This is a genomic window from Streptomyces yunnanensis (assembly GCF_029011865.1).
GTDB lineage: Bacteria > Actinomycetota > Actinomycetes > Streptomycetales > Streptomycetaceae > Streptomyces > Streptomyces yunnanensis.
Genome location: NZ_CP095749.1, coordinates 5,389,560 through 5,415,852 on the forward strand (window position 1 = coordinate 5,389,560; position 26,293 = coordinate 5,415,852).

Annotated in this window: 24 protein-coding genes, 4 tRNA genes and 1 pseudogene; 21 read left to right on the forward strand and 8 right to left on the reverse strand. The window is 70.3% G+C overall.

Annotated elements, in window-relative coordinates; genetic code table 11:
- The first annotated feature begins 24 nt into the window (after window positions 1–24).
- The gene (locus tag MOV08_RS23470) at window positions 25–1,668 is read left to right on the forward strand and encodes a complex I subunit 4 family protein (protein WP_275311864.1); all 1,644 of its coding nucleotides are present in this window, start codon (window positions 25–27) and stop codon (window positions 1,666–1,668) included.
- Window positions 1,668–3,242 (forward strand): NADH-quinone oxidoreductase subunit N, encoded by a 1,575-nt coding sequence (locus tag MOV08_RS23475; RefSeq protein ID WP_275308749.1) that lies wholly within the window; start codon window positions 1,668–1,670, stop codon window positions 3,240–3,242. The genes MOV08_RS23470 and MOV08_RS23475 overlap by 1 nt, the downstream gene beginning before the upstream one ends.
- Before the next feature lie 16 nt (window positions 3,243–3,258).
- Here MOV08_RS23475 and MOV08_RS23480 read toward each other — a convergent pair.
- A pseudogene (locus tag MOV08_RS23480) lies at window positions 3,259–4,087 on the reverse strand (IS5 family transposase).
- A gap of 249 nt (window positions 4,088–4,336) precedes the next feature.
- On the opposite strand from MOV08_RS23480, the gene htpX reads away from it, so the two are divergent.
- Together htpX and MOV08_RS23490 are read left to right on the forward strand one after the other, a co-directional pair.
- The gene (gene htpX / locus MOV08_RS23485; protein WP_039635276.1) at window positions 4,337–5,206 is read left to right on the forward strand and encodes a zinc metalloprotease HtpX; all 870 of its coding nucleotides are present in this window, start codon (window positions 4,337–4,339) and stop codon (window positions 5,204–5,206) included.
- Between the two features lie 119 nt (window positions 5,207–5,325).
- Entirely contained in the window at window positions 5,326–5,718 is a 393-nt protein-coding gene (locus MOV08_RS23490; protein WP_039635278.1) for a YccF domain-containing protein, read from the forward strand.
- A 3-nt stretch (window positions 5,719–5,721) separates the two neighbouring features.
- Here MOV08_RS23490 and MOV08_RS23495 read toward each other — a convergent pair whose 3' ends face one another.
- Window positions 5,722–6,483 (reverse strand): hypothetical protein, encoded by a 762-nt coding sequence (locus tag MOV08_RS23495; protein WP_275308750.1) that lies wholly within the window; start codon window positions 6,481–6,483, stop codon window positions 5,722–5,724.
- A gap of 129 nt (window positions 6,484–6,612) precedes the next feature.
- Window positions 6,613–7,101: a YajQ family cyclic di-GMP-binding protein gene (locus MOV08_RS23500; RefSeq protein ID WP_039635280.1), complete on the reverse strand. Its 489-nt coding sequence runs from the start codon at window positions 7,099–7,101 to the stop codon at window positions 6,613–6,615.
- 188 nt (window positions 7,102–7,289) lie between these two features.
- Here MOV08_RS23500 and MOV08_RS23505 point away from each other — a divergent pair.
- Window positions 7,290–7,371: transfer RNA gene (locus MOV08_RS23505), tRNA-Tyr, on the forward strand.
- Between the two features lie 153 nt (window positions 7,372–7,524).
- Here MOV08_RS23505 and MOV08_RS23510 read toward each other — a convergent pair.
- The gene (locus MOV08_RS23510) at window positions 7,525–8,157 is read right to left on the reverse strand and encodes a TetR/AcrR family transcriptional regulator (RefSeq protein WP_275308751.1); all 633 of its coding nucleotides are present in this window, start codon (window positions 8,155–8,157) and stop codon (window positions 7,525–7,527) included.
- Between the two features lie 197 nt (window positions 8,158–8,354).
- On the opposite strand from MOV08_RS23510, the gene MOV08_RS23515 reads away from it, so the two are divergent.
- Window positions 8,355–9,329: a quinone oxidoreductase family protein gene (locus tag MOV08_RS23515; protein ID WP_275308752.1), complete on the forward strand. Its 975-nt coding sequence runs from the start codon at window positions 8,355–8,357 to the stop codon at window positions 9,327–9,329.
- A gap of 134 nt (window positions 9,330–9,463) precedes the next feature.
- Here MOV08_RS23515 and MOV08_RS23520 read toward each other — a convergent pair whose 3' ends face one another.
- Window positions 9,464–10,126 carry an NAD(P)H-binding protein gene (locus MOV08_RS23520; RefSeq protein ID WP_039635284.1) on the reverse strand — a complete coding sequence of 221 codons (663 nt, stop codon included), beginning with the start codon at window positions 10,124–10,126 and terminating at the stop codon, window positions 9,464–9,466.
- A gap of 242 nt (window positions 10,127–10,368) precedes the next feature.
- A complete protein-coding gene (locus tag MOV08_RS23525) occupies window positions 10,369–11,622 on the reverse strand; it encodes an amidohydrolase family protein (protein ID WP_039635286.1) in 1,254 nt (417 codons plus the stop codon).
- A 181-nt stretch (window positions 11,623–11,803) separates the two neighbouring features.
- Between MOV08_RS23525 and MOV08_RS23530 the strand changes: the two genes are divergently transcribed.
- The 6 genes from MOV08_RS23530 to MOV08_RS23555 all read left to right on the forward strand — a co-directional run bounded on the left by MOV08_RS23530 (window position 11,804) and on the right by MOV08_RS23555 (window position 14,348).
- Window positions 11,804–11,876: transfer RNA gene (locus MOV08_RS23530), tRNA-Thr, on the forward strand.
- Between the two features lie 47 nt (window positions 11,877–11,923).
- A tRNA-Met gene (locus tag MOV08_RS23535) sits at window positions 11,924–11,996 on the forward strand.
- A gap of 89 nt (window positions 11,997–12,085) precedes the next feature.
- A complete protein-coding gene (gene rpmG, locus MOV08_RS23540) occupies window positions 12,086–12,250 on the forward strand; it encodes a 50S ribosomal protein L33 (protein WP_004571794.1) in 165 nt (54 codons plus the stop codon).
- Window positions 12,251–12,335: 85 nt separating this feature from the next.
- Complete coding sequence (locus tag MOV08_RS23545; protein WP_039635289.1) at window positions 12,336–12,788, forward strand: MaoC family dehydratase N-terminal domain-containing protein; 453 nt, start codon at window positions 12,336–12,338, stop codon at window positions 12,786–12,788.
- 1 nt (window position 12,789) lies between these two features.
- Window positions 12,790–13,224: a MaoC family dehydratase gene (locus MOV08_RS23550; RefSeq protein WP_039635291.1), complete on the forward strand. Its 435-nt coding sequence runs from the start codon at window positions 12,790–12,792 to the stop codon at window positions 13,222–13,224.
- Between the two features lie 59 nt (window positions 13,225–13,283).
- A complete protein-coding gene (locus MOV08_RS23555; protein WP_039635296.1) occupies window positions 13,284–14,348 on the forward strand; it encodes a UDP-N-acetylmuramate dehydrogenase in 1,065 nt (354 codons plus the stop codon).
- A gap of 27 nt (window positions 14,349–14,375) precedes the next feature.
- Here the strand turns inward: MOV08_RS23555 and MOV08_RS23560 are convergent, their stop codons facing one another.
- Together MOV08_RS23560 and MOV08_RS23565 are read right to left on the reverse strand one after the other, a co-directional pair.
- Complete coding sequence (locus MOV08_RS23560) at window positions 14,376–15,404, reverse strand: adenosine deaminase (RefSeq protein WP_039641393.1); 1,029 nt, start codon at window positions 15,402–15,404, stop codon at window positions 14,376–14,378.
- A gap of 123 nt (window positions 15,405–15,527) precedes the next feature.
- The gene (locus tag MOV08_RS23565; RefSeq protein ID WP_039635299.1) at window positions 15,528–16,763 is read right to left on the reverse strand and encodes a pyridoxal phosphate-dependent aminotransferase; all 1,236 of its coding nucleotides are present in this window, start codon (window positions 16,761–16,763) and stop codon (window positions 15,528–15,530) included.
- A gap of 181 nt (window positions 16,764–16,944) precedes the next feature.
- Here MOV08_RS23565 and MOV08_RS23570 point away from each other — a divergent pair.
- From MOV08_RS23570 to rpoB, 9 genes are all read left to right on the forward strand, one after another.
- Window positions 16,945–17,017 (forward strand) — tRNA-Trp (locus tag MOV08_RS23570).
- A 107-nt stretch (window positions 17,018–17,124) separates the two neighbouring features.
- Window positions 17,125–17,421 carry a preprotein translocase subunit SecE gene (gene secE, locus MOV08_RS23575; protein WP_039635301.1) on the forward strand — a complete coding sequence of 99 codons (297 nt, stop codon included), beginning with the start codon at window positions 17,125–17,127 and terminating at the stop codon, window positions 17,419–17,421.
- A 71-nt stretch (window positions 17,422–17,492) separates the two neighbouring features.
- A complete protein-coding gene (nusG, locus tag MOV08_RS23580) occupies window positions 17,493–18,386 on the forward strand; it encodes a transcription termination/antitermination protein NusG (protein ID WP_039635303.1) in 894 nt (297 codons plus the stop codon).
- A gap of 167 nt (window positions 18,387–18,553) precedes the next feature.
- On the forward strand, window positions 18,554–18,988 hold the full coding sequence (gene rplK, locus MOV08_RS23585; protein WP_004941595.1) for a 50S ribosomal protein L11: 435 nt from the start codon (window positions 18,554–18,556) through the stop codon (window positions 18,986–18,988).
- A 109-nt stretch (window positions 18,989–19,097) separates the two neighbouring features.
- A complete protein-coding gene (gene rplA / locus MOV08_RS23590) occupies window positions 19,098–19,814 on the forward strand; it encodes a 50S ribosomal protein L1 (RefSeq protein WP_039635306.1) in 717 nt (238 codons plus the stop codon).
- Between the two features lie 168 nt (window positions 19,815–19,982).
- Complete coding sequence (locus MOV08_RS23595) at window positions 19,983–20,840, forward strand: SCO4651 family lipoprotein (protein ID WP_338057187.1); 858 nt, start codon at window positions 19,983–19,985, stop codon at window positions 20,838–20,840.
- A 307-nt stretch (window positions 20,841–21,147) separates the two neighbouring features.
- Window positions 21,148–21,678, forward strand: coding sequence for a 50S ribosomal protein L10 (rplJ, locus tag MOV08_RS23600; RefSeq protein ID WP_039635310.1), 531 nt, complete (start codon window positions 21,148–21,150; stop codon window positions 21,676–21,678).
- 107 nt (window positions 21,679–21,785) lie between these two features.
- Window positions 21,786–22,172 carry a 50S ribosomal protein L7/L12 gene (gene rplL, locus MOV08_RS23605; RefSeq protein ID WP_039635312.1) on the forward strand — a complete coding sequence of 129 codons (387 nt, stop codon included), beginning with the start codon at window positions 21,786–21,788 and terminating at the stop codon, window positions 22,170–22,172.
- Window positions 22,173–22,801: 629 nt separating this feature from the next.
- Window positions 22,802–26,287, forward strand: coding sequence for a DNA-directed RNA polymerase subunit beta (gene rpoB / locus MOV08_RS23610; protein ID WP_039635314.1), 3,486 nt, complete (start codon window positions 22,802–22,804; stop codon window positions 26,285–26,287).
- The last annotated feature ends 6 nt before the right edge of the window (window positions 26,288–26,293 follow it).

The window sequence follows — 26,293 nt, forward strand, 5'->3', positions numbered from 1 at the left end:
GCCTGACCCGTGAACCACACCGCCCTGCAGATCCTCCTCGCGGGCTCCGTCGTGCTCCCCCTGATCGGCGCGCTCGCCGCGCTGCTGCCGGCCCCGCCCGGCCTGAAGGGGAAGAACCCCGACCAGGCCGTGCTGCGCCACGGCGTGACCGTCACCGGCGTGGTGTTCGCCGCGACCCTCGCGCTGGCCGTCGGCTTCGACCACGGTCACCCGGCGCGTATGCAGGCCACCACCGACCTCAGCTGGATCCCGGCGCTGGGCATCCGTGTCCACCTCGGCGTCGACGGCATCTCGCTCCCCCTCGTCGTCCTGACCGCGCTGCTGACCTTCCTCTGCGCCCTCTACAGCTACTTCAACATGCCAACGGGCCCGTCCCCCAAGGCATTCGTGGCGCTGATCCTCGTCCTGGAATCCGGCACCCTCGCGACCTTCGCCGTCCTGGACCTGATGCTCTTCTTCCTCGCCTTCGAGATGGTCCTCATCCCGATGTACTTCCTCATCGCCCGCTGGGGCGGCGCCGGAAGGCAGGCGGCGGCCTGGAAGTTCATCCTCTACACGCTGCTCGGCTCCGTCGTCATGCTGCTGGGCCTCCTCCTCATCGGCGTGAAATCCGGCACCTTCGACATGGTCGCACTGGCCACTGACAACGGCCCGAAAGCCCAGCTCAGCCACACCGTGCAGCTCGTCGCGGTGCTCGCCGTCGGCATCGGACTGGCCGTCAAGTCCCCGATGTGGCCGCTGCACAGCTGGCTGCCGGACGCGCACACCGCCGCCCCCACCGTCGGCTCGGTGCTGCTGGCCGGCGTCCTGCTGAAGATGGGCACCTACGGCTTCGTCCGGATCGCGCTGCCGATCACGCCCGACGGCATGCACACCTTCGCGCCCTACCTCGCCGCGCTGGCCGCCGTCGGCATCGTCTACGGCTCGCTGGCCTGCCTCGCCCTCGTCCGCACCGGCGCCAAGGGCGACCTCAAGCGCCTGATCGCCTACAGCTCCGTCGGCCACATGGGCTTCGTCCTGCTCGGCATCGCCAGCATGACCCCCACCGGCGTCAACGGCGCGCTGTTCGCCAACATCGCCCACGGCCTGATCACCGGCCTGCTCTTCTTCCTCGTCGGCGGCCTCAAGGACCGCCTGGGCAGCACCGACCTGGACACCCTGTCCCGTCCGTCGCCCGGCCACCGCCCCTCAACGAGCGGCTCTGCCGCGCCCCTTCCCGTCGCCACCGGCGCCGCCCTCTACGGCCGCGCGCCCCGCTTCGGCGGTCTGTTCGCCTTCGCCGCCGTCGCCTCCCTGGGCCTGCCCGGACTGGCCGGCTTCTGGGGCGAGATGCTGGCGATGTTCGGCGCCTTCCGCCCGGCCGCCGGCCTCAGCCGCCCCGCGTTCCTGACGTTCATGGCGCTGGCCGGCCTCGGCACGCTGCTGACCGCCGCGTACCTGCTGCTGGTCGTCCGCCGGGTCTGCATGGGCGGCACCCTGAAGGCCCCGACCTCCCCGCAGGACACCGGCGGGCCGGCCACCGCCCCCGCCCTCCCCGACCTCGCGCGCTACGAATACGCGGCCTGGAGCCCCCTGGCCGTCCTCACCGTCCTCGCCGGACTGTGGCCCGCGGCCCTCCTCGGCCTCACCAACCCGGCCGTCCAGCAGCTCCTCGGAGGCGGTAAGTGATGAGTCAGGTCACCTCGCTGGTCCAGTCCGTCGACTGGCTCGCCATCGCCCCGCCCACCCTCACCGCCGCCGTCGCCCTGGTGGTGCTGGTCGCCGACCTCTTCCTGCCGACCGCCCGGAAGCCCCTGTTGGGCTGGCTCGCCACCGCCGGCCTGGCCGCCTCCGCGCTCCTGCTGCTGCCCCTCCTGGACGGCCGCCGCCGCACCTTCTGCCTTGCCCACCCGTCGCCCGCCACCACCCCGGGCGGAGAGCGCTCCGCGCTCGCAGCGAACATGCCCGACGCGTGCAGCTACGTGGCCGACCACTTCACCCTGATCGTCCAGTTCCTGGTGCTCGGCGGCGCGCTCCTGACGGCGCTGCTGTCCATCGACACCCTCAAGGACCACGACCTGCCCGCCGGGGAGTACTGGTTCCTGCTGCTCTCCTCCGCGGCCGGCGCCGCCCTGCTGCCCGCATCCCGGGACCTGGCCACCCTGGTCATCGCCCTGGAGGTCGCCTCGCTGCCCGCCTTCGCCCTGGTCGGGCTGCGCCGCGGCGACCGGCTCTCCTCCGAGGCGGCACTGAAGTTCTTCCTCTCCTCGGTGGCCGCCACCGCCGTGATGCTCCTCGGTGTCAGCTTCGTCTACGCGGCCACCGGGAGCCTCCACCTCTCCCGGGTGGCGCACGCCCTGGCCGCCCTCCCCGACCCCCGCCTGGCCACCCTGGCCAGCGCCGGCGTCGCGCTCACCCTCGTCGGCTTCGCCTTCAAGACCGCCGCCGCCCCGTTCCACTTCTGGGTGCCCGACACCTACGTCGGCGCGCCGCTGCCGATCGCCGCGTACCTCTCCGTGGTCGGCAAGGCCGTCGGCTTCTCCGGCCTGATCCTGGTCACCGTCCAGGGCTTCCCCGCCTACGCGGACGTCTGGGGCCCGGCGCTGGCCGTGCTGGCCGCGCTCACCATGACCGTCGGCAACGCCGCCGCCCTCCGCCAGGACCCGGACCGCGCCCACAGCGCGGTCCGCCTGCTCGCCTGGTCCTCCGTCGGCCAGGCCGGCTACCTGCTGGTCCCGATCGCCGCGGCCGGCTACACCCACGACCCCGCGCACGCCATCGGCGCAACCGTCGCCTACGCCCTGATGTACGCCGCGGTGAACCTCGGCGCCTTCGCCGTCGCCGCCCTGGTGGCCCGCACCAGCCCCGCCAACCGCCTCGCCGACTACCGGGGCCTCTACCACCGCCGCCCCCTGGTGGCGCTCGCCCTCGGCTTCTTCCTGTTGTGCCTCGCGGGCCTGCCGCCGGGCATCATCGGCCTGTTCGCCAAGGTGACGGTCTTCTCCGCGGCGGTCGACGCCGGGCTCGGCTGGCTCGCCGTCGTCATGGCCGTGAACGTCGTGATCGCGCTCTACTACTACCTCCAGTGGACGGCGGCCCTCTTCCGGCCCGCCGAGACCCCGGCCGGCGAGCCCGCCGGAGCGCCCCGCGCCCCGATCCCGGCGGCCCTCACCACCGCCCTGACCCTCGCCACCGCGCTGGGCGTCGCCCTCTCCGGCGCCCCCCAGCTCGTCCTCCGGTTCGCCGCCGGCGCCCTCCTCTAGGAGTTGTCTTCAAATGTCACGCCCACATCAGGAGCGATGCGAGGGTGACGGCTGCTTGATAGGACTCGACGGTTTTGTCGTAGCGGGTGGCGATGCCACGCCATTGCTTCAACCGGTTGAAGCAGCGTTCGACCACGTTGCGCTGCTTGTAGAGCTGCCTGTCGAAGGCCGGCGGGCGTCCGCCCCGGCTGCCGCGCCTGAGCCGGTTACGGATCTGGTCGGCCCGTTCGGGGATGGTGTGGCCGATGCCGCGCCGCCGGAGCCAGGCGCGGATGGCCTTCGAGCTGTAGCCCTTGTCGCCCAGGACGTGGGCGGGCCGGACCCGTGGCCGTCCGAGACCGACCCGGGAACCCGAATCGCCTCCATCACGGCGGTGAACTGGGTGCAGTCGTTGGTGTTGCCACTGGTGACAGTGAAGGCGAGCGGGCGGCCCAGGGCGTCGCACGCCAGATGGATCTTGCTGGTCAGACCGCCCCTGGACCGTCCGAGTGCGGGCTCGCGCAGCCCCCTTTTCGGGCCCCGGCAGCGTGCTGGTGGGCGCGGACCACGGTGGAGTCCACCGACACGAGCCAGTCGATGTCCCCGGCCGCGTCCGCCCTCGCCTGGGCCTCCCGCAGCATTCGCTCGAACGTGCCGTCCAGGGCCCACCTGCGAAAACGGGTGTGCAGCGTGGCCCACGGTCCATACCGCTCCGGGACATCACGCCAAGCCGTGCCGGTACGGAACTTCCACACGATCCCGTTGAGCACGGTCCGATCGTCCAGCCGCTTCCTGCCCCGCAACGACTCAGGCAACAAGGGCCGGACAAACTCCCACTCGGCATCGGACAGTTCATGACGACGTATCACCCAACCATGATCCACCACTCAAGATCATTTGAAGACGCGCCCTAGGCCCTGTCCCGCCGTACGGCGGACGGCAGCCCCGTCCGCCCACCGGGTCACCCCTCCGGCCGCGCCCCGCCCGCCCTCCGACCAGGCACGGGCCGGGGAACCACCCCCGCCCCTCTCGCGTTGACCAGTGAGTAAGGGTCCACTGGAGAGTGGAGAAACGAAGCAAAGGGTTCCCCTGCCGCACCACTTGGAGGGCGTACCGTGCACCGCCGGCACAACGGGCTCAGGACCGCCGTACTCCTCGGGGGACTGTCCGCACTCATCATCGTCATCGGCAGTCTTTTCGGCCGTACGGGCCTGATCGTCGCGGTCCTGGTCGCCGTGGGCACCAACGCCTACGCGTACTGGAACAGCGACAAGCTCGCCCTGCGCGCGATGCGGGCCCGCCCGGTCAGCGAGTTCGAGGCGCCCCAGCTCTACCGCATGGTCCGCGAGCTCTCGACCGCCGCCCGCCAGCCCATGCCGCGGCTGTACATCTCCCCGACCCAGGCTCCCAACGCCTTCGCCACCGGCCGCAATCCGCGCAACGCCGCGGTCTGCTGCACCGACGGCATCCTGCGGATCCTCGACGAGCGCGAGCTGCGCGGCGTCATTGGCCACGAGCTCAGCCACGTCTACAACCGCGACATCCTGATCTCCTCCGTCGCCGGCGCGCTGGCCTCGGTCGTGATGTTCCTGGTCAACTTCGCCTGGCTGATCCCCGTGGGCCGCTCCGACGATGACGACGAGGGCCCGGGCCTCCTGGGCACGCTGCTGATCATGATCCTCGGCCCGGTGGCGGCCTCGCTGATCCAGCTCGCCGTCAGCCGCTCCCGCGAGTACCAGGCCGACGCCTCCGGCGCCCAGCTCACCGGCGACCCGCTCGCCCTGGCCTCCGCGCTCCGCAAGCTGGAGATCGGCACCCAGCAGCTCCCGCTGCCCCCCGAGCCCCGATTGGAGACCGCCGGCCACATGATGATCGCCAATCCGTTCCGCCGCGGTGAGGGCCTCTCCCGCCTCTTCTCCACCCACCCGCCGATGCGCGAGCGCATCGCCCGGTTGGAGCAGATGGCCGGCCACCACCGCCCCTGAAGCCGATCGCCGACCGCCCCTTGGGGGACAGGTACGCGAAACACGCAACGTTTCCCGCGGCCGGCGGCGTCTAGGACGGCGGAACCACTCCCCGACCTGCCCCTGGAAGGCTGCCGATCATGAAGTTCATCCTCAACATCCTCTGGCTGGTCCTCAGCGGCTTCTGGATGGCGGTCGGCTACGTCATCGCCGGAATCATCTGCTGCGTCCTTATTGTCACGATCCCGTTCGGCATCGCCAGCTTCCGCATCGCGGGCTACGCCCTGTGGCCGTTCGGCCGGACGACGGTGGAGCGTCGCGACGCCGGCGCCGGTTCGGCGGTCGGCAACCTGATCTGGATCATCTTCGCGGGCTGGTGGCTGGCGCTGGGCCACATCGTCACCGGCGTCGCCCAGTGCGTGACGATCATCGGGATCCCGCTCGGCATCGCCAACTTCAAGATGATCCCGCTCTCCCTGCTGCCGCTGGGCCGCGAGATCGTCCCCACCGACCAGCCGTTCGCCACCCGCTGACCCTCAGGCCGGCAGGGCGCGCACCAGCCCCCTCGGGGCCGTGAACCGCCGGAAGCCCAGCGGCTCCACGCCGTCCAGCCCGCCGAGGAAGCGCATCACCGGCCCGCCGTCCCGCAGCCGGGTGTCCACCACCCGCCGGTGGGACTGCGGGTCGGCCCATTCGCTGTAGTCGACGACCCGGGTGCCGTCCTCGGAGAGGTGGAAGTACGAGGCGATCGCGCCGTCCCCGGCCCGCCGCCCGTCGGCCCGCTCCAGCAGCCCGTCGACCAGCCGTCGCGCCGTGTCCTCCCCGGCCGTCCGGAACGCCGTCCGCACCACGCACCCGGGCGCCGGCGGCTCCCCGCCCGGCGGCAGGCTCGCGTAGAGCCGGTACGTTCCCGGCCCGCCGGTGCCGACGCCTCCGACGTCGTCCAGCAGCGCCGCCAGCCGGTCCCTCAGTCCCGCGGCCCCGGTCCGCAGGAACTCCCGGCGCGCCGCATGGCTGGTCCACTGGCCGTAGTTGAGCACGCTCCGCCCGTCCGTCCCGGCGAACAGCACCCGGGACAGCAACCCGTCCGGCAGCGGCGCCTCCGCCCAGAGGCGGGCCACCCCGTCCATCACCGCCCGCTGCCGCTCCGGACCGCCCGTGTCCCACTCGCCGATCAGCACCGCCCCGGCGTCCGGCCGTCGGACCTCGGGAAACACATCGACCCGGAACCCGGCCGGCGACGACGCGGGCGCGGAAGAAGCGGAAGAAGGCGTGGGGAAAGGCGTGTCGGCAGTCATGCGACCACCCTGCGACCTCAACCAGGCTTGAGGTCAACCCTCGTGCCCCGCAACGCCGTTGGGGCGGCGCGCTCCCGTGTCGCGCCGCCCCGACGGCTCCCGCCCGTCACCCGCCCTCGGCGGGGATGCTCAGCGGTAGTTGACGAACTGGATCGCGAAGTCCAGGTCCTTGCCGCGCAGCAGCTGCTGGACGGCCTGCAGGTCGTCCCGGCTCTTGGAGGTGACGCGCAGCTCGTCGCCCTGCACCTGCGCCTTGACGCCCTTCGGCCCCTCGTCGCGGATGATCTTGGCGACCTTCTTCGCGTTCTCCTGGGAGATGCCCTCCTCCATCGAGGCGGAGATCCTGTACTCCTTGCCCGACGCCTGCGGCTCGCCGGCGTCCAGCGCCTTGAGCGAGATGCCGCGCTTGATCAGCTTGGACTGGAAGATGTCCAGGACGGCCTTCACCCGCTCCTCGGCGCTGGCCCGCATCTCGATCTTCTCGCCCGACCACTGGATCGACGCGTCCACGCCCTTGAAGTCGTAGCGCTGCGAGATCTCCTTGGCGGCTTGGTTGAGGGCGTTGTCGACCTCCTGCCGCTCGACCTTCGAGACGATGTCGAAACTGGAGTCGGCCATGGTGGATTGGCTCCTCGTACGTAGATCCATCAGAGATGCGGCCCTTCCCGGGCCGCCTGCCAAGCCTAGCCACCCGGCCAAGATCCAGCGCTCCCGAATCGAGTGGCAAAGCACCCCCTGTCATCGGGTATGGTTTACGTCGTTGCCAGGGAACACCGCCCCACAGCGGGATCCCGGACGACACCCCCGGCGGTGTGCCCGAGCGGCCAAAGGGAGCAGACTGTAAATCTGCCGGCTTCGCCTTCCCAGGTTCGAATCCTGGCGCCGCCACAGCCATGAAGGACCCCTGAATCGTAGGAATACGGTTCAGGGGTCCTTTGCGTTGCGTCGTCCCGCGGTCCCGTCTTTCGGGTGGCGGCGCGGCCCGCGGGACGGGGCGGGTGAATTTTCCGCGTCCCGGTGCGGCGCGCCGCCGGCCGGGTCTCACGGCCTCCCGGGCGCGTTTTCGTCGGCCGTCGGCGCGGCGTCCAGCAGTCCGGTGACCAATGTGCGCAGCGTCCCGGCCACGTGGGCGGTCTCGCCGCGCTCCAGCAGCCGCAGGACGCGCTCGTTCTGCAGGGCCCCGATGAGGAAGTGCGCCAGGAGCCCGGCGTCCAGGTCGGGGCGCTGTGCGGCGAGCAGGGCGCTGACATGACCGTGCCAGAAGGCGTGGAAGGGGTGCTCGCCGCGCGGTGCGTCGTCGGCGGGGCGCTGGGCGGTGGTGGTGGCGTGGCAGAGCGCGGCCAGCAGGCCCTTGTTGCGGGCGACGAGTTCGACGACGGCGTCCAGGAAGGCGAGCAGCCGCTCCCGCGGGGCGGCGCCCGGGCCGAGCGGCGGCGGGCCGTCGGTGACCGCCTCGCGCAGCGCCACCGCCCGCTCCTCCATCAGGGCCCGCATCAGGCCCATCCGGCTGCCGAAGCGGTGGAAGACCGTCCCCTTGCCGACCCCGGCCGCGGCGGCGACCTGCTCCATCGAGATCTTCTCCGGCGGATGGTGCGCCAGGAGCTCCTCGGTCGCCAGCAGGATGGCGCGCCGGTTCCGTACCGCGTCGGCGCGTTCGCGGCGGGCTTCCGCCATCGGTCCTCACCCTCTCCGTCCCGTGTCCTCGGGGCCCGGTCGATGCCGGAGGGCCATCATTTCGCAGAAACAACTGGACCGATGGTCCAGTAATGGCTACGGTCAGCACATAACCTGACCGCTGGTCCAGTTCAGTCTGTCGCGTCGGTCAGGACCGACTCACCGCTGCGTTTCTTCGACCACCGAGGAGAGCTGGCATGCGACGCGTGCGCTACTACGAGTACGGCGGCCCCGACGTCCTGACGATCGAGGAAGCCGAGGTCCCCGCCCCGGGGCCCGGCGAGGTGCTGCTGCGGACCGAGGCGATCGGGGCGAACTTCGTCGACACCAGGATGCGGCGCGGGCCGGCCGCCGGACCGCTCTTCCGGCGCCCGTTGCCCGGCCGGCTCACCGGCGACGTGGTCGGCACCGTCGAGGCCGCCGGCCCCGGCGTCGACCGCGAGTTGATCGGGCGGCAGGTCGCGACGCTGAGCGAGGACGCCTTCGCCGAGCAGGTCGTCGCCGACGCCCAGTGGCTCGCCCCGGTACCCGACGGGGTGGACCTCGGCGTGGCCAGCATGCTCCCCATGGGCGCCCCGGTCGCCCTCCGGACCCTGCGCACCGGCCAGTTGGCCGAGGGCGAGACCGTCCTGGTCCACTCCGCGGCCGGCGGCATCGGCCACCTCGCGGTGCAGCTCGCCAAGCTCCTCGGTGCCGGGAAGGTGATCGCCGCGGTCGGCTCACCGGGCAAGTTCGACTTCGTCCGCTCCTTCGGCGCCGACGCCGCCGTCGACTACTCGGCCGACGACTGGCCGGAACGGGTCCGCGAGGTCGCGCCCGGGGGAGTGGACCTGGTCCTGGACTCCGTCGGCGGCGAGATCCTGCGGCAGAGCCTCGACCTGCTGGCGCCGTTCGGTCGCGTCGTGGTCTACGGGGTCGCCGGCAGCGAACTGCTCGACGTCCCCGTGACCAGCCTCTTCGCGCTCCGGACGGTCGTCGGGTTCTCCCTGCTGGCCTGGCGCGCGGCGGCCCCGGAACGGGCCCGCGCGGAAATGGCCGAACTGGCCGGCCACGCGGCGTCCGGACGGCTGCGCACCGCCGTCCATGCCCGGTTCCCGCTCGCCGACGCGCCCGCCGTGCACCGGCTCATCGAGGAGCGGTCGCACCTCGGCCGGATCCTCGTCCTGCCGTAGCGGGGCCGACCGCGGGCGCTGGACGCCGCTGGGGCGCCGTCCAGCGCCCCTGGACCCCCGGGACGGCCCGGTGGCCGCCACGGGGCGGCAAAGACGCCCTCAGGCCCGCGCGGGCACCTCCGCCGCCGCGGGCCTCAGTGCGACGCCACGTTCCGCACCGCGTCCGCCACCGGCACGTCCCCGCCGATCAGTTCCAGCGTCCGGCCGGCCGTGTCCGGCTCCTCCAGCAGCGCCGCCAGCACGGCCGCCACGTCGTCCCGCGACACCGCCCCGCGCCCGGTCGCGTCGGCCAGCGTCACCTGGCCGGTACCGGGATCGTCGGTGAGCCGGCCCGGACGCAGGATCGTCCAGTCCAGCCCGGCCCGGGCCCGTACATCGGCGTCCGCGGCGCCCTTGGCCCGCAGATAGGCCGCGAAGACCGGATCGGTGCCCTCCGGGGGCTCCCGGTCCGCGCCCATCGCCGAGACGACCACGAAGCGCCGTACGCCGGCCGCCTCGGCGGCGTCCGCGAACAGCGTCGCCGCGCCGCGGTCCACCGTGTCCTTGCGCGCGGCGCCGCTGCCCGGCCCGGCGCCCGCCGCGAAGACGGCCGCGTCCGCCCCCTCCAGATGCCGGGCGACATCGCCCACCGACGCCGACTCCAGGTCGCAGACCACCGGTTCGGCACCCGCGGCCAGCAGATCGCCGGCCTGTTCCGGCCGCCGGACGATCCCCGCGACCTCGTCCCCGCGCGCATGCAGCAACCGCTCCAGCCGCAGCGCGATCTGACCATGTCCACCTGCGATGACAATGCGCATGCTGCCGACCGTACGCCCAACCGCCCCGCCACACCCGGGGACAGGGCCTAGGGCGCTTCTGACGGATCTCCGCGGCGTCGCGGCGCCTGGCATGCCCTCCCCCACGCCTTGAGGGCGCGGGGGGACCCCCATGCGGCGTTGCCGACATGTCCCCATAGCTCCGCTATGAAGACATCCCGGCGCCTTGCGATCGCACGCACCAGGCGCCGCTCCTTCTTCCACGGAGATCCGTCAGAAGCGCCCTAGCGCTGCGACTGGCGGGGCAACTCCAGTGCCACGTCCACCGAATCGCAGTACTCGCGCACCGCACTGGTGCGCGCCACCACGCGCCCCCGGTGCACCACGATCCGGCTGTACGCCAACGAGAGCACCCCGGCGATCCGCTCCCCGCGCACCGCCAGCAACTCCGCCGGGAAGCCCGCCTCGACGCGCACCTCCGGCAGCCCCAGCGTGGCCCGCGCCGCCGAACTCACCGTCTCGTACGCCGCCTCGGGCGTGGCCTCCCCCAAGGACGCCAGCAGGTACGCGGCCTCCAACGGGTCGCCCCGGCCCACCGGGTTGGCCGCGTCCCGCAGCGCCCCGCTGCCCGCCGCCACCCGCACCCCGGCCGCCCGCAGCAGCCGCACCGGCGCCGGCCGCGACACCCGGGTGCCGTTGCGCTCCAGGCCCGTGCAGTCGCCCTGCGGCAGACAGACGACGGTGACGTCGGCGGCCGCCAACTGCTCCGCGACCCGGGCCGCCACGCTCCGCGGCATCCGTGCCATCCCGGCACACGGCCCGATCGCCACCCCCGGTCGCAGCCCGCCGCACATCGTCGCGACGCGCGCCAACCGCGCCGGGTCGTCGCCGTCGGTGTGCAGGTCCACCGGGCAGCCGTGCTCGCCGGCCACCTCCAGGACGGCCTCCACGTACCCGGTCGGGTCGGGGTCCAGGTCCGGGCAGCCGCCGATGACCGTGGCGCCCATCTTGACCGCGTCCCGCAGCATCGCCAGCCCGTTCGCGCCGGCCACTCCGGTCAGCACCCGCGGCACCGCCACCGCCGCCAGGTCCGCCAGTCCGCGCAGCGCCCGGCGGGCCTGGAGCACCGCCTGCAGCGCCCCCAGTCCCTGGACGCCGCCGATCCGCACGTGGCTGCGGGAGGCCGTGGCCCCGTGCCCGAGCTGCAGCAGCGCCGCCTCGGTGGTCCGGCGCTGGACGTCCTCGGTGGAGTCGGAGGCCGGCCCGTCGGCGTCCGCGGTCAGTGCGGTGTCGCAGTGCGCGTGCGGCTCGGCCGGGGCCGGCAGCAGCAGATAGCCGGCGAGGTCCACCCGGGCGCCCTGCGGAGCGAGGCTGCCGGCCGTGCCGACCGCTTCGATGCGCCCGCCGCCGAGCCGGACGTCCACGGTGCGGCCGTCGGCGAGCCGGGCACCGCACAGGACCAGCGCACCGGAATCCGGCCGGCTGTACCGCCCGGCACCCCCGGGCTTCCCCGGCTGCGGCGAACTGCTGTCGGACATCGCGCTCCTCGAAGCCACGGCGTGCAAGATCACGCGGTGTGGATCCGAGCCTAGGGCGCGCCCCGGAGAGCTTCGCGCAGGCGCGGAATAGTCGTACTGGCGTGGTGCGGGGGGCTGCTGGGGCGCGACGCGGATTCGGATTTCACGTTTGGCGGCGGGCCGTGTAATGTCTTCATCGCTCGCCCCAATAGCTCAGTCGGCAGAGCGTCTCCATGGTAAGGAGAAGGTCTACGGTTCGATTCCGTATTGGGGCTCTGATGTGTGAGGTACCTCGTCCTCGGACGGGGGACTCGCTCATCGCAGCGGTGTAGCTCAGTCGGTAGAGCAAGCGGCTCATAATCGCTGTGTCACCGGTTCAAGTCCGGTCACCGCTACTGACAGTAGCCGATTGTGGGGTCGGTCCTCCGGTCGGCTACTCTTCTATGCGTTCAAATCGACTATCCGTCCGTCAAGGAGCACTCACGTGGCTGCCACCGACGTCCGCCCGAAGATCACGCTGGCCTGCGTGGAGTGCAAGGAGCGGAACTACATCACCAAGAAGAACCGGCGCAACGACCCGGACCGCCTTGAGATGAAGAAGCACTGCCCGCGCTGCAACGCGCACACCGCGCACCGCGAGACGCGATAACTCAGGCTCGTCTGTGAGGCCGTCCCCATTTCCTGGGGGCGGCCTCGCGGCATTAGCACCGTCAGTTCAGGGAGGTTGCGAGCCCATGGCGCTCGACCAGTCATTCGTCGGACGCACGTACCCGCCCACCGACCCGTACGAGGTCGGGCGGGAAAAGATCCGCGAATTCGCCGAGGCGATCGGTGACCCCAATCCCGCCTACACGGACACCGAAGCCGCCAAAGCACTCGGTCACCCCGATGTGATCGCGCCGCCGACTTTTGTGTTCGCCATCACGTTCAAGGCTGCCGGGCTGGTCGTCGCGGATCCGCAACTCGGCCTGGACTACAGCCGGGTGGTCCACGGCGACCAGAAGTTCGCCTACCGGCGTCCGGTGCGCGCCGGCGACCGGCTGACTGTGACCTCCACCATCGAAGCGATCCGCTCCATGGCCGGCAACGAGGTCATCGACATCCGTGGCGAGGTGCACGACGAGGCCGGCGAGCACGTTGTGACCGCCCTCACCAAGCTCGTCGCCCGGCCCGCTGAGGAGTCCTGAGATGACCGCGAAGATTGCCTACGACGACGTCGAGGTCGGCACCGAACTCCCCGCGCAGACCTTCCCTGTGACCCGCGCCACGCTCGTCCAGTACGCCGGCGCCTCCGGGGACTTCAACCCGATCCACTGGAACGAGAAGTTCGCCAAGGAGGTCGGACTGCCGGACGTCATCGCGCACGGCATGTTCACCATGGCCTCGGCGGTCCGGGTGGTCACCGACTGGGTCGGCGACCCGGGTGCGGTCGCCGAGTACGGCGTGCGCTTCACCAAGCCCGTCGTGGTGCCCAACGACGGGACCGGTGCGCTGATCGAGGTCAGCGGCACGGTCGCGGCCAAGCTCGACGACGCGGAGCGGACCGTCCGCGTCGACCTCACCGCCAAGAGCGCCGGCCAGAAGGTGCTGGGCATGTCCCGCGCCGTGGTCCGGCTCGCCTGACGCAGCCGCGTGGGGCGGCCGGCCCGATGCCGCCGGACCGCCCCCGTACCCTTGGGCGCGTGCAGGAACTCCACGTAGAGCACGGTGCTCCCCTCGCCCCGCTGACCACCTTCCGCCTCGGCGGCCCCGCGACCCGGCTCGTCACGGCCACCACCGACGACGAGGTGGTCGCGGCCGTCCGCGAAGCCGACGAGGCCGGCAGCCCGCTGCTGATCATCGGCGGCGGCAGCAATCTCGTCATCGGCGACAAGGGCTTCGACGGCACCGCCCTGCGCATCGCCACCCGCGGTGTCGCCGTCGACGGCACGTCCCTGGAACTCGCCGCGGGCGAGAACTGGTCCGACGCCGTCGCCCGCACCGTCGAGGCCGGACTGGCCGGCGTCGAGTGCCTGGCAGGCATCCCCGGCTCGGCCGGCGCCACCCCGATCCAGAACGTCGGCGCCTACGGCCAGGACGTCTCCGAGACCCTCACCGAGGTCGTCGCCTACGACCGCCGCACCGGCGAGACGGTCACCCTCGCCAACGAGGAGTGCGGCTTCTCGTACCGCCACAGCCGCTTCAAGCAGCACCCCGACCGGTACGTCGTGCTGCGGGTCCGCTTCGCCCTGGAGGACGCGGACGGACTCTCCGCGCCCCTGAAGTACGACCAGACGGCCCGCGCCCTCGGGGTCGGCACCGGGGACCGGGTGCCGCTCGCCGTCGCCCGCAAGACCGTCCTGGCGCTCCGGGCCGGCAAGGGCATGGTGCTGGACGCCGAGGACCACGACACCTGGTCGGCCGGCTCCTTCTTCACCAACCCCGTCCTCAGCGAGGCCGAGCACGCCGACCTCGTCCGGCGGGTCCACGACCGTCTCGGCCCCGACGTCGCGCCGCCCGCCTTCCCGGACGGCGACGGCCGGGTGAAGACCTCCGCGGCCTGGCTGATCGACCGCGCCGGCTTCACCAAGGGCTACGGCAGCGGCCCGGCCCGGATCTCCACCAAGCACACCCTCGCCCTCACCAACCGCGGCCGGGCCACCACCGAGGACCTGCTCGCGCTGGCCCGCGAGGTCCGCGACGGCGTCCACGACGCCTTCGGGGTCACCCTGGTCAACGAACCGGTGACGGTCGGCGTCAGCCTGTAGGGGCCGCGGAGGGCCGCCGGTGGCCCGCTACGGCGCCGGGGCGGCCAGCCAGGCGTCGATGTCCGCCAGCGCCGCCCGCCGCACCTCCTGGGGCGCCCGGGAGGCCCGCACGGACTGCCGGGCCAGCTCGGCCAGCTCGGCGTCGTCGAAGGCGTGCGAGGTGCGGGCGATCTCGTACTGGGCGGCCAGCCGCGAGCCGAACAGCAGCGGGTCGTCGGCGCCCAGCGCCATCGGGACGCCCGCCTCGTAGAACGTCCGCAGCGGCACGTCCTCCGGCTTGCCGTAGACGCCCAGCGCGACGTTCGACGCCGGGCACACCTCGCAGGTCACCCCCCGGGACGCCAGCCGGCGCAGCAGCACCGGGTCCTCCGCGGCCCGCACCCCGTGCCCGATCCGGGTGGCGTGCAGATCGTCCAGGCAGTCCCGGACGCTGGCCGGCCCGGACAGCTCGCCGCCGTGCGGCGCCGACAGCAGGCCGCCGTCCCGGGCGATGGCGAAGGCCCGGTCGAAGTCCCGGGCCAGCCCCCGGCGTTCGTCGTTGGAGAGCCCGAAGCCGACCACGCCGTGGTCGGCGTAGCGCACCGCCAGCCGGGCCAGCGTGCGGGCGTCCAGTGGGTGCTTCATGCGGTTCGCGGCGACCAGCACCCGGATGCCCAGCCCGGTGTGCCGGGAGGCCAGCTCCACCGCGTCCAGGATGACCTCCAGCGCCGGGATCAGCCCGCCCAGCCGCGGCGCGTACGAGGTCGGGTCGACCTGGATCTCCAGCCAGCGGGAGCCGTCCTTGACGTCCTCCTCCGCCGCCTCCCGCACCAGCCGCTGGATGTCCTCGGGCGAGCGCAGACACGACCGGGCGATGTCGTAGAGCCGCTGGAAGCGGAACCAGCCGCGTTCGTCGGTGGCGCTCAGCCGGGGCGGCGTACCGCTGGTCAGCGCGTCCGGCAGGTGGACGCCGTACTTGTCGGCGAGGTCCAACAGCGTTGCCGGCCGCATCGAGCCGGTGAAGTGCAGGTGCAGATGGGCCTTCGGCAGTTGACGCAGATCACGAACACGCTCCATCCGCAGATACTGCCGCACCCGCGCGCCCCGGCATAGGCCCCGCCCCGAACGAAGGGACCACCGGAAAGGCGTGCGGGGCCGGACGCCCGTCCGACCCCGCACGCCTCGGCGGCCACCGCCCCGCTACTTGGCCTCGGCCAGCAGCTTCTGGATCCGGGAGACGCCCTCGACCAGGTCCTCGTCGCCCAGCGCGTACGAAAGCCGCAGGTAGCCGGGGGTGCCGAACGCCTCGCCCGGAACGACGGCGACCTCCGCCTCCTCCAGGATCAGCTCGGCCAGCTCGACGCTGGACTGCGGGCGCTTGCCGCGGATCTCCTTGCCCAGCAGCCCCTTCACCGACGGGTACGCGTAGAACGCGCCCTCCGGCTCCGGGCACAGCACGCCGTCGATCTCGTTGAGCATCTGCACGATCTTGCGGCGGCGCCGGTCGAAGGCGACCTTCATCTCCTCGACGGCCGTCAGATCGCCGCTGACGGCGGCGATGGCCGCGGCCTGCGCCACGTTGGAGACGTTGGAGGTGGCGTGCGACTGGAGGTTGGTGGCCGCCTTGATGACGTCCTTGGGGCCGATCGCCCAGCCCACCCGCCAGCCGGTCATCGCGTACGTCTTCGCCACGCCGTTGACGACGATGCACTTGTCGCGCAGCTCGGGCACCACGACCGGCAGCGACGAGAACTCCGCGTCGCCGTAGACCAGGTGCTCGTAGATCTCGTCGGTCAGCACCCACAGGCCGTGCTCGGCGGCCCAGCGGCCGACCGCCTCGACCTGCTCGCGGGAGTAGACCGCGCCGGTCGGGTTCGACGGCGAGACGAACAGCAGCACCTTGGTGCGCTCGGTGCGGGCCGCCTCCAACTGCTCGACGGACACGCGGTAACCGGTGGTCTCGTCGGCGACCACGTCGACCGGCACGCCGCCGGCGAGCCGGATCGACTCGGGGTACGTCGTCCAGTACGGCGCCGGCACGATGACCTCGTCGCCCGGGTCCAGGATGGCGGCGAACGCCTCGTAGATGGCCTGCTTGCCACCGTTGGTCACCAGGACGTTCGCGGCCTCGATCTCGAAACCGGAGTCGCGCAGGGTCTTCGCGACGATCGCGGACTTCAGCTCGGGGAGGCCGCCGGCGGGGGTGTAGCGGTGGAACTTCGGGTTGCGGCACGCCTCGACCGCCGCCTCGACGATGTAGCCGGGCGTGGGGAAGTCGGGCTCGCCGGCGCCGAAGCCGATCACCGGGCGCCCGGCGGCCTTGAGGGCCTTGGCCTTGGCATCGACGGCGAGGGTGGCGGACTCGGAGATCGAACCGACCCGGGCGGAGACCCGGCGGTCGGTGGGGGAGGATGCGGAGGGAGTGGCAGCGCTCATAGAGGCATCGTCGCAGACCGCCGTCGGGCCCGATACACGGGTTTGTGGGGCGGTGCGCGAGGTTCCTGTTCGACGCCCGGCCCCGAAGCACGTACACTCGCTGACCGTTGGCTCCCATCGGGTCACCGCAGTGCACGACGTAATGCAGTCGTCCGCATGCGGTAGGTTGGGGGAACCACAAAGGGTCGTAGCTCAATTGGTAGAGCACTGGTCTCCAAAACCAGCGGTTGGGGGTTCAAGTCCCTCCGGCCCTGCTACACGCACTTCATCGCCGAGTGCGTGCATGCGTACGTACGAAATGCACCGCCGTGCGGCCGGGCCGGACGCGGCACGGCCACGACCCGGATTCAGGTGAGGACGAGTGACGGACGCCCTGGGCTCCATCGACATGCCTGAGCGCGGTCGTTCCGAAGACGGCACCACGGAATCCCAGAAGAAGCCCCGCCGCGGCGGTAAGCGCGGCAAGAAGGGGCCTTTCGCGCGTCTCGCGCTCTTCTACCGCCAGGTCATCGCGGAACTGCGCAAGGTCGTCTGGCCCACGCGCAGCCAGCTGTCGTCGTACACCACCGTGGTGATCGTCTTCGTAGCCATCATCATTGGTCTCGTAACCGTGATTGACTTGGGAATCAACCGAGTCGTCGGGTACGTCTTCGGCTGATCCCGCGGAGGGTGCCTCTGCGGGCGGCCCTTCGCACGTTCAACCCCTTGAAGCAAGGAAGAAGCAGCCACGTGTCTGACCCGAACCTGAACGACGCCGCCAAGCCCGTCGCGGCTGCAGAGGCCGAGGTTGACGAGGCCGTCTCGGCCGAGGTCGAGGGGGAGGCTGCGGCCGTCGCTGACGAGGAAGCCGCCGCGGAGATCGTCGCGGGCGCGGACGACGTCGACGAGCTGGACGCCGAGGACGCCGACGCGGGCGAGCCCGCCGAGTCGGCCGCCGTGCACGTCGAGTCCGCCGACGAAGCGGAGGCCGACGAGGCTTCCGAGGACGCGGAGGAGCAGGAGCCGGTCGACCCGGTGGCCGCCCTCCGTGACGAGCTGCGCGGGCTCCCCGGCGAGTGGTACGTCATCCACACCTACGCGGGCTACGAGAACCGCGTGAAGACCAACCTCGAACAGCGCGCCGTCTCGCTGAACGTCGAGGACTACATCTTCCAGGCCGAGGTGCCGCAGGAAGAGGTCGTTCAGATCAAGAACGGCGACCGTCGCACCGTCCGCCAGAACAAGCTTCCGGGCTACGTTCTGGTGCGCATGGACCTGACGAACGAGTCCTGGGGCGTCGTCCGCAACACCCCGGGTGTCACCGGCTTCGTCGGCAACGCCTACGACCCGTACCCGCTGACCCTCGACGAGATCGTCAAGATGCTCGCCCCGGAGGCCGAGGAGAAGGCCGCCAAGGAGGCCGCCGCGGCCGAGGGCAAGCCGGCGCCGTCCCGCAAGGTCGAGGTCCAGGTCCTGGACTTCGAGGTGGGCGACTCCGTCACCGTCACCGACGGTCCGTTCGCGACGCTGCAGGCCACGATCAACGAGATCAACGCCGACTCGAAGAAGGTCAAGGGCCTGGTCGAGATCTTCGGTCGCGAGACCCCGGTCGAGCTGAGCTTCGACCAGATCCAGAAGAACTAGGTTCTTCCGGACCACCAGCCACCGACCAGGTCAGACCGGCGTAGAGCCGGTCTGACCTGCGCGGTTTTTGGCCGCACGACAGTACCCGTTATCGTGGTGCGGTATGCCTCCATCCGGATGATCCGGATTGTGGGGCGAACCACCTCTCACTAGGACCCGGAGAGAGCATGCCTCCCAAGAAGAAGAAGGTCACGGGGCTGATCAAGCTCCAGATCCAGGCCGGTGCCGCGAACCCGGCTCCGCCGGTCGGCCCCGCGCTGGGTCAGCACGGCGTCAACATCATGGAGTTCTGCAAGGCCTACAACGCCGCGACCGAGTCGCAGCGTGGCATGGTCGTGCCGGTGGAGATCACGGTCTACGAGGACCGTTCCTTCACCTTCGTCACCAAGACTCCGCCGGCCGCGAAGCTCATCCTGAAGGCCGCGGGCGTGGACAAGGGCTCCGGCGAGCCGCACAAGACCAAGGTCGCCAAGATCACCCGCGACCAGGTCCGCGACATCGCCACCACCAAGATGCCCGACCTGAACGCCAACGACCTGGACGCCGCCGAGAAGATCATCGCCGGCACCGCCCGTTCCATGGGCATCACGGTCGAGGGCTGATCCTCAGCCCCGCACGGCCGTGCGGCGCAAGCCGCACGTTGGCTCAGCCCGTGGCAGGACCAGGCGCTGGTCCGTACCACGACTCCACCCCACTGCATCAGGAGCAGAAGTGAAGCGCAGCAAGACTCTTCGCAACGCGGACGCGAAGATCGACCGGGAGCGTCTGTACGCCCCGCTCGAGGCCGTCCGTCTCGCCAAGGACACCTCCTCGGCCAAGTTCGACTCGACCGTCGAGGTCGCCATGCGTCTGGGCGTCGACCCGCGCAAGGCCGACCAGATGGTCCGCGGCACCGTGAACCTCCCGCACGGCACCGGTAAGACCGCCCGGGTCCTGGTCTTCGCGACCGGTGACCGTGCTGCGGCCGCGGAAGCCGCCGGCGCCGACATCGTCGGCTCGGACGAACTGATCGACGAGGTCTCCAAGGGCCGTCTGGACTTCGACGCGGTCGTCGCCACCCCGGACCTCATGGGCAAGGTCGGCCGCCTCGGCCGCGTGCTCGGTCCCCGTGGTCTGATGCCGAACCCGAAGACCGGCACCGTCACCCCGGACGTCGCCAAGGCCGTCACCGACATCAAGGGCGGCAAGATCGAGTTCCGGGTCGACAAGCACTCCAACCTCCACTTCATCATCGGCAAGGTGTCCTTCGACGACACCAAGCTGGTGGAGAACTACGCCGCGGCGCTGGAGGAGATCACCCGTCTGAAGCCGTCCGCCGCCAAGGGCCGCTACATCAAGAAGGCGACGATCACCACCACCATGGGCCCCGGCGTCCCGGTGGACCCCAACCGCACCCGCAACCTCCTCGTCGAGGACGAGGCCGTCTGATCGTTTCGATCGATGCCTCATAGCGCGTGACGCGTGACGTCAGGCCCCGCTTTCCGTACGGAGAGCGGGGCCTGACGCGTTCATAACAGGGTCGCCAGGCGCGCTGTCGGCGGCCTGCACTACAGTCCCCTGCGAGGTCCGTAGAGGAGATCAAAGGGGGAGCCTCACGTGCGCAGTACGCGTATAGCCGCCGCCGTCGCGGCGGGAGTCGTCATGATGGCCGGTCTGACCGCTTGCAACAGCGGTGGCGACAAGAGCAACGGCACCGGCGGTGGCAGCGCCAGCGGTGGCAGCAACGACGCGGCGGGGGCGAAGTCCCCGCTGGACGCCGCGCTGGCCTCGCTGAAGACGGCGTCGCAGCAGACGGGCGACAAGAAGTCCGCGCAGATCGACGGCACGCAGAAGGTGGGTCCGACCACGCGCACGATCAAGGGCGCGATGGACTGGTCGAACGGGACCAACATGACCCTCGACATGACCACGACCGGTGGGCCGTTGGCGACCGGCAAGCCCATGAAGGCGCTGTACACGCCCCAGGCGATGTACGTGAACATGGGCATGCCGATGGGCGGCAAGAGCTGGATCAAGTACGACTACGCAGCCCTGGCCAAGCAGGGTCCGGCCGGCGCCCTGATGAAGGACGCCCTGCAGAACAACGACCCGGTCAAGTCGGTGAACCTGCTCATCGCCTCCGGCAAGGTCCAGGAGGCCGGCAAGGAGGACGTCCGCGGCGTTCAGGCGACCCACTACACCGGCAAGGTCGCCGCGGCCGAGATGGTCAAGATGCAGTCCAAGAGCCTCAGCGAGGCCGACCTGAAGGCGCTGGAGGTGTCGCTCAAGAACGCCGGCGCGACGACGGAGACCATCGACCTGTGGATCGGCCCGGACAACACGCTCGTGAAGAAGCGTGAGCAGATGGACGGCAAGCAGCCCCAGGACTCCACCGTCTTCTACTCGAACTACGGCACCAAGGTCACCGTGACCCCGCCGCCGGCCAGCGAGACCATGGCCGCTCCCGGCACCTGAGGCGCCCGGCCGCGGCGGGGTGTCCCGGTCGCCCGCCGCGGCCCCGCACGGGCCGATTTGCCTGCGCATGGGCCCTTCCCGTACGGTGTCCCGGAAGCCAAAGACCGCTGGTTGTCTCTGCGCGTCCGATTCCGGGCGTGTGGTGGCCGAAGGATCCGCTAGCTGCGGACGGCCTGCGCAGGTTGTGTGGAGAGACTCCCGAGCATTTTCTGTTCGGTCGAGTAACGCCCCGTGCCCTGCGCCGGGGCGTTTGTTTTGCCCAGCCCCTTCTGCGCGGTCCTCATCACCCGGAAGGAGGCCGAGGCTCATGGCGAGGCCCGACAAGGTCACAGCCGTCGACGAGATTGCCGACAAGTTCCGCAACTCGAACGCCGCTGTTGTGACGGCGTACACCGGTCTTACCGTCGCGCAGATCCGGAATCTGCGCCGTTCGCTCGGTGACAACGCTCAGTACCGTGTGGTGAAGAACACGCTGACCAAGATCGCGGCCAAGGAGGCCGGGATCTCTGCGCTGGACGAGCACCTCAGTGGCTCGACGGCCGTCGCCTTCGTTACCGGTGACCCGGTCGAGGCGGCGAAGGGTCTTCGTGACTTCGCCAAGGAGAACCAGAACCTCGTCATCAAGGGCGGCGTCCTTGACGGCAAGGCGCTCTCCGCCGACGAGATCAAGAAGCTTGCGGACCTTGAGTCCCGCGAGGTTCTGCTCAGCAAGCTGGCCGGTGCCTTCAAGGCGAAGCAGTCCCAGGCTGCCTCCGTCTTCCAGGCGCTGCCGTCGAAGCTCGTCCGCACCGTGGACGCGCTGCGCGCCAAGCAGGCCGAGCAGGGCGGTGCCGAGTAATTCGGCTCGCGTCATGATCCGCGCCGTCCCGGCGCGGGTTACAGCGGGCCGCACGCCCGCCGAAATGTACATCCGGCACCAGCCGATTTAGTGGAAGGACCGCCACCATGGCGAAGCTCACCCAGGACGAGCTGCTCGAGCAGTTCGAAGGCATGACCCTCATCGAGCTCTCCGAGTTCGTGAAGGCCTTCGAGGAGAAGTTCGACGTCACCGCTGCCGCCGCTGCCCCGGTCGTCGTCGCCGGTGCCGCCGGTGGTGCCGAGGCCGAGGCCGAGGAGGAGAAGGACGAGTTCGACGTCATCCTCACCGGCGCGGGCGACAAGAAGATCCAGGTCATCAAGGTCGTGCGTGAGCTGACCTCCCTGGGCCTGAAGGAGGCCAAGGACCTCGTCGACGGCACCCCGAAGCCGGTCCTCGAGAAGGTCGCCAAGGACGCCGCGGAGAAGGCCGCCGAGGCCCTCAAGGGCGCCGGCGCCTCCGTCGAGGTCAAGTGACCTTGGTGAGTCTCTGACTCCCGTCCGCCGCGCCTGAGGGCGTAACGCGGACACCGCGAAGGGCGATCACCCATACGGGTGGTCGCCCTTCCGCATACCCGCCCCGGCTGCGTTGCCCCGCGTCCGAGTGCGAGTATGGTGATCTTCGTTGTCCGGACGCACCTCCATGTGACGATCTCCCAGAGGCGGGGGGCCTTGACGAACCGGACGCGGCGCGCAATTCTCGGGACGCGACGCAGAAGCGGTCCAGGGTTCGAGGCATGGATCGCCGACGAAGAGGGAAGCATCGGTGTGCGCCACTGGCGCAGGGCTTTCGGCAGGCGCAGGGCATTGGGCGGAGAGAAGAACAACGAGGGGCTCCTCCGTTGCGGAGGGGATGACCTCCCGGAGGGAGAAGATCGGGACGCGGTGCGATACCGGTCTTCGGAAACTCGCTCTGGACATCAGTGGGCCATGTGGCTACACTGACCCTTTGCGCTGCCTGTTAGCTGCTCCCTGCCCGTCACCAGGGGCATACCCGAGCCCGAGCAAAGCTAAATGGACCGCCCTGACCTGGGCTTCTCGACCGCTCTGCTCGATTCGGGACCGGTACGCGCGTAGTGAGTCCGAGCCCTCGGAAGGACCCCCTCTTGGCCGCCTCGCGCAACGCCTCGACTGCCAATACGAACAACGGCGACAGCACCGCCCCGCTGCGCATCTCTTTTGCGAAGATCAAGGAGCCCCTCGGGGTTCCTAACCTCCTTGCGCTGCAGACCGAAAGCTTCGACTGGCTGCTCGGCAATGCCGCATGGAAGGGTCGCGTCGAGGCTGCGCTGGAGAGTGGGCAGGAAGTTCCCACCAAGTCCGGTCTGGAAGAGATCTTCGAAGAGATCTCCCCGATCGAGGACTTCTCCGGGTCGATGTCGCTGACGTTCCGCGACCACCGCTTCGAGCCTCCGAAGAACTCCATCGACGAGTGCAAGGAGCGCGACTTCACGTACGCGGCTCCGCTGTTCGTCACCGCGGAGTTCACCAACAACGAGACCGGCGAGATCAAGTCCCAGACGGTCTTCATGGGCGACTTCCCGCTCATGACCAACAAGGGCACCTTCGTCATCAACGGCACCGAGCGTGTCGTGGTGTCGCAGCTGGTCCGCTCGCCGGGTGTGTACTTCGACAGCTCGATCGACAAGACGTCCGACAAGGACATCTTCTCCGCCAAGATCATCCCGTCCCGGGGTGCCTGGCTGGAGATGGAGATCGACAAGCGCGACATGGTCGGTGTGCGTATCGACCGCAAGCGCAAGCAGTCCGTGACCGTCCTGCTCAAGGCGCTCGGTTGGACCACCGAGCAGATCCTCGAGGAGTTCGGCGAGTACGAGTCGATGCGCGCCACCCTGGAGAAGGACCACACCCAGGGCCAGGACGACGCGCTGCTCGACATCTACCGCAAGCTGCGCCCGGGCGAGCCGCCGACCCGCGAGGCCGCGCAGACGCTGCTGGAGAACCTCTACTTCAACCCCAAGCGCTACGACCTCGCCAAGGTCGGCCGCTACAAGGTCAACAAGAAGCTCGGCGGCGACGAGCCGCTGGACGCCGGTGTGCTGACCACCGATGACGTCATCGCCACGATCAAGTACCTGGTCAAGCTGCACGCCGGCGAGACCGAGACGATCGGCGAGAACGGCAACAGCATCGTTGTCGAGACCGACGACATCGACCACTTCGGCAACCGTCGTCTGCGCAACGTCGGCGAGCTGATCCAGAACCAGGTCCGTACGGGTCTCGCCCGTATGGAGCGCGTCGTGCGCGAGCGCATGACCACCCAGGACGTCGAGGCGATCACGCCGCAGACCCTGATCAACATCCGGCCGGTCGTCGCCTCCATCAAGGAGTTCTTCGGCACCAGCCAGCTGTCCCAGTTCATGGACCAGACCAACCCGCTGTCGGGTCTGACCCACAAGCGCCGTCTGTCGGCGCTGGGCCCGGGTGGTCTCTCCCGTGAGCGGGCCGGTCTGGACGTTCGTGACGTGCACCCGTCGCACTACGGACGCATGTGCCCGATCGAGACCCCCGAAGGCCCGAACATCGGTCTGATCGGCTCGCTCGCGTCCTACGGCCGCGTCAACGTCTTCGGCTTCATCGAGACGCCGTACCGCAAGGTCGTCGACGGCCAGGTCACGGAGGAGGTGGACTACCTCACCGCAGATGAGGAGGACCGCTTCCTCATCGCCCAGGCCAACGCCAAGCTCTCCGACGACCTGCGCTTCGCCGAGCAGCGTGTGCTGGTCCGTCGCCGTGGCGGCGAGGTCGACCTCGTCCCCGCCGACGAGGTGCACTACATGGACGTCTCGCCGCGCCAGATGGTGTCGGCCGCGACCGCCATGATCCCCTTCCTCGAGCACGACGACGCCAACCGCGCGCTCATGGGATCGAACATGATGCGCCAGGCCGTTCCGCTGATCAAGGCGGAGTCGCCGCTGGTCGGCACCGGCATGGAGTACCGCTGCGCGGTCGACGCCGGCGACGTCATCAAGGCCGAGAAGAACGGCGTGGTCCAGGAGGTCTCCGCGGACTACATCACCGTCGCCAACGACGACGGCACGTACACCACGTACCGCGTCGCCAAGTTCACCCGTTCCAACCAGGGCACCTCCTTCAACCAGAAGGTCGTCGTGGACGAGGGCGCGCGGGTCATCGAGGGCCAGGTCCTCGCCGACGGTCCGTCCACGGACGAGGGCGAGATGGCGCTCGGCAAGAACCTGCTCGTGGCGTTCATGCCGTGGGAGGGTCACAACTACGAGGACGCGATCATCCTGTCGCAGCGCCTCGTGCAGGACGACGTCCTCTCCTCGATCCACATCGAGGAGCACGAGGTCGACGCCCGTGACACCAAGCTCGGCCCCGAGGAGATCACCCGGGACATCCCGAACGTCTCCGAGGAGGTCCTCTCCGACCTCGACGAGCGCGGCATCATCCGCATCGGTGCCGAGGTCGTCGCCGGCGACATCCTCGTCGGCAAGGTCACGCCCAAGGGCGAGACCGAGCTGACCCCCGAGGAGCGCCTGCTCCGCGCGATCTTCGGTGAGAAGGCGCGCGAGGTCCGCGACACCTCGCTGAAGGTCCCGCACGGCGAGATCGGCAAGGTCATCGGCGTCCGCGTCTTCGACCGCGAAGAGGGCGACGAGCTGCCGCCGGGCGTGAACCAGCTGGTCCGCGTCTACGTCGCGCAGAAGCGTAAGATCACCGACGGTGACAAGCTCGCCGGCCGTCACGGCAACAAGGGCGTCATCTCGAAGATCCTGCCGGTCGAGGACATGCCGTTCATGGAGGACGGCACCCCGGTCGACATCATCCTCAACCCGCTGGGTGTCCCGTCCCGAATGAACCCGGGACAGGTCCTGGAGATCCACCTCGGCTGGCTCGCCAGCCAGGGCTGGGACGTCTCCAGCCTCGGTGAGGAGTGGGCCCAGCGCCTGCAGTCCATCGGCGCCGACCAGGTCGAGGCGCGTACCAACGTCGCGACCCCGGTCTTCGACGGCGCCCGCGAGGACGAGCTGGCCGGTCTGCTGGAGAACACCATCCCCAACCGCGACGGCGACCGCATGGTCCTCCCGTCCGGCAAGGCGCGGATGTTCGACGGCCGTTCCGGTGAGCCGTTCCCGGACCCGATCTCGGTCGGGTACATGTACATCCTCAAGCTGCACCACCTGGTCGACGACAAGCTGCACGCCCGCTCGACCGGTCCGTACTCGATGATCACCCAGCAGCCGCTGGGTGGTAAGGCTCAGTTCGGTGGTCAGCGCTTCGGTGAGATGGAGGTGTGGGCGCTGGAGGCTTACGGCGCCGCATACGCCCTCCAGGAGCTGCTGACGATCAAGTCCGACGACGTCACCGGTCGCGTGAAGGTCTACGAGGCCATCGTCAAGGGCGAGAACATCCCCGAGCCCGGCATCCCCGAGTCCTTCAAGGTGCTCATCAAGGAGATGCAGTCCCTGTGCCTCAACGTGGAGGTGCTGTCCTCGGACGGCATGTCCATCGAGATGCGCGACACCGACGAGGACGTCTTCCGCGCTGCGGAGGAGCTCGGCATCGACCTGTCCCGGCGCGAGCCGAGCAGCGTCGAAGAGGTCTGACGGGTC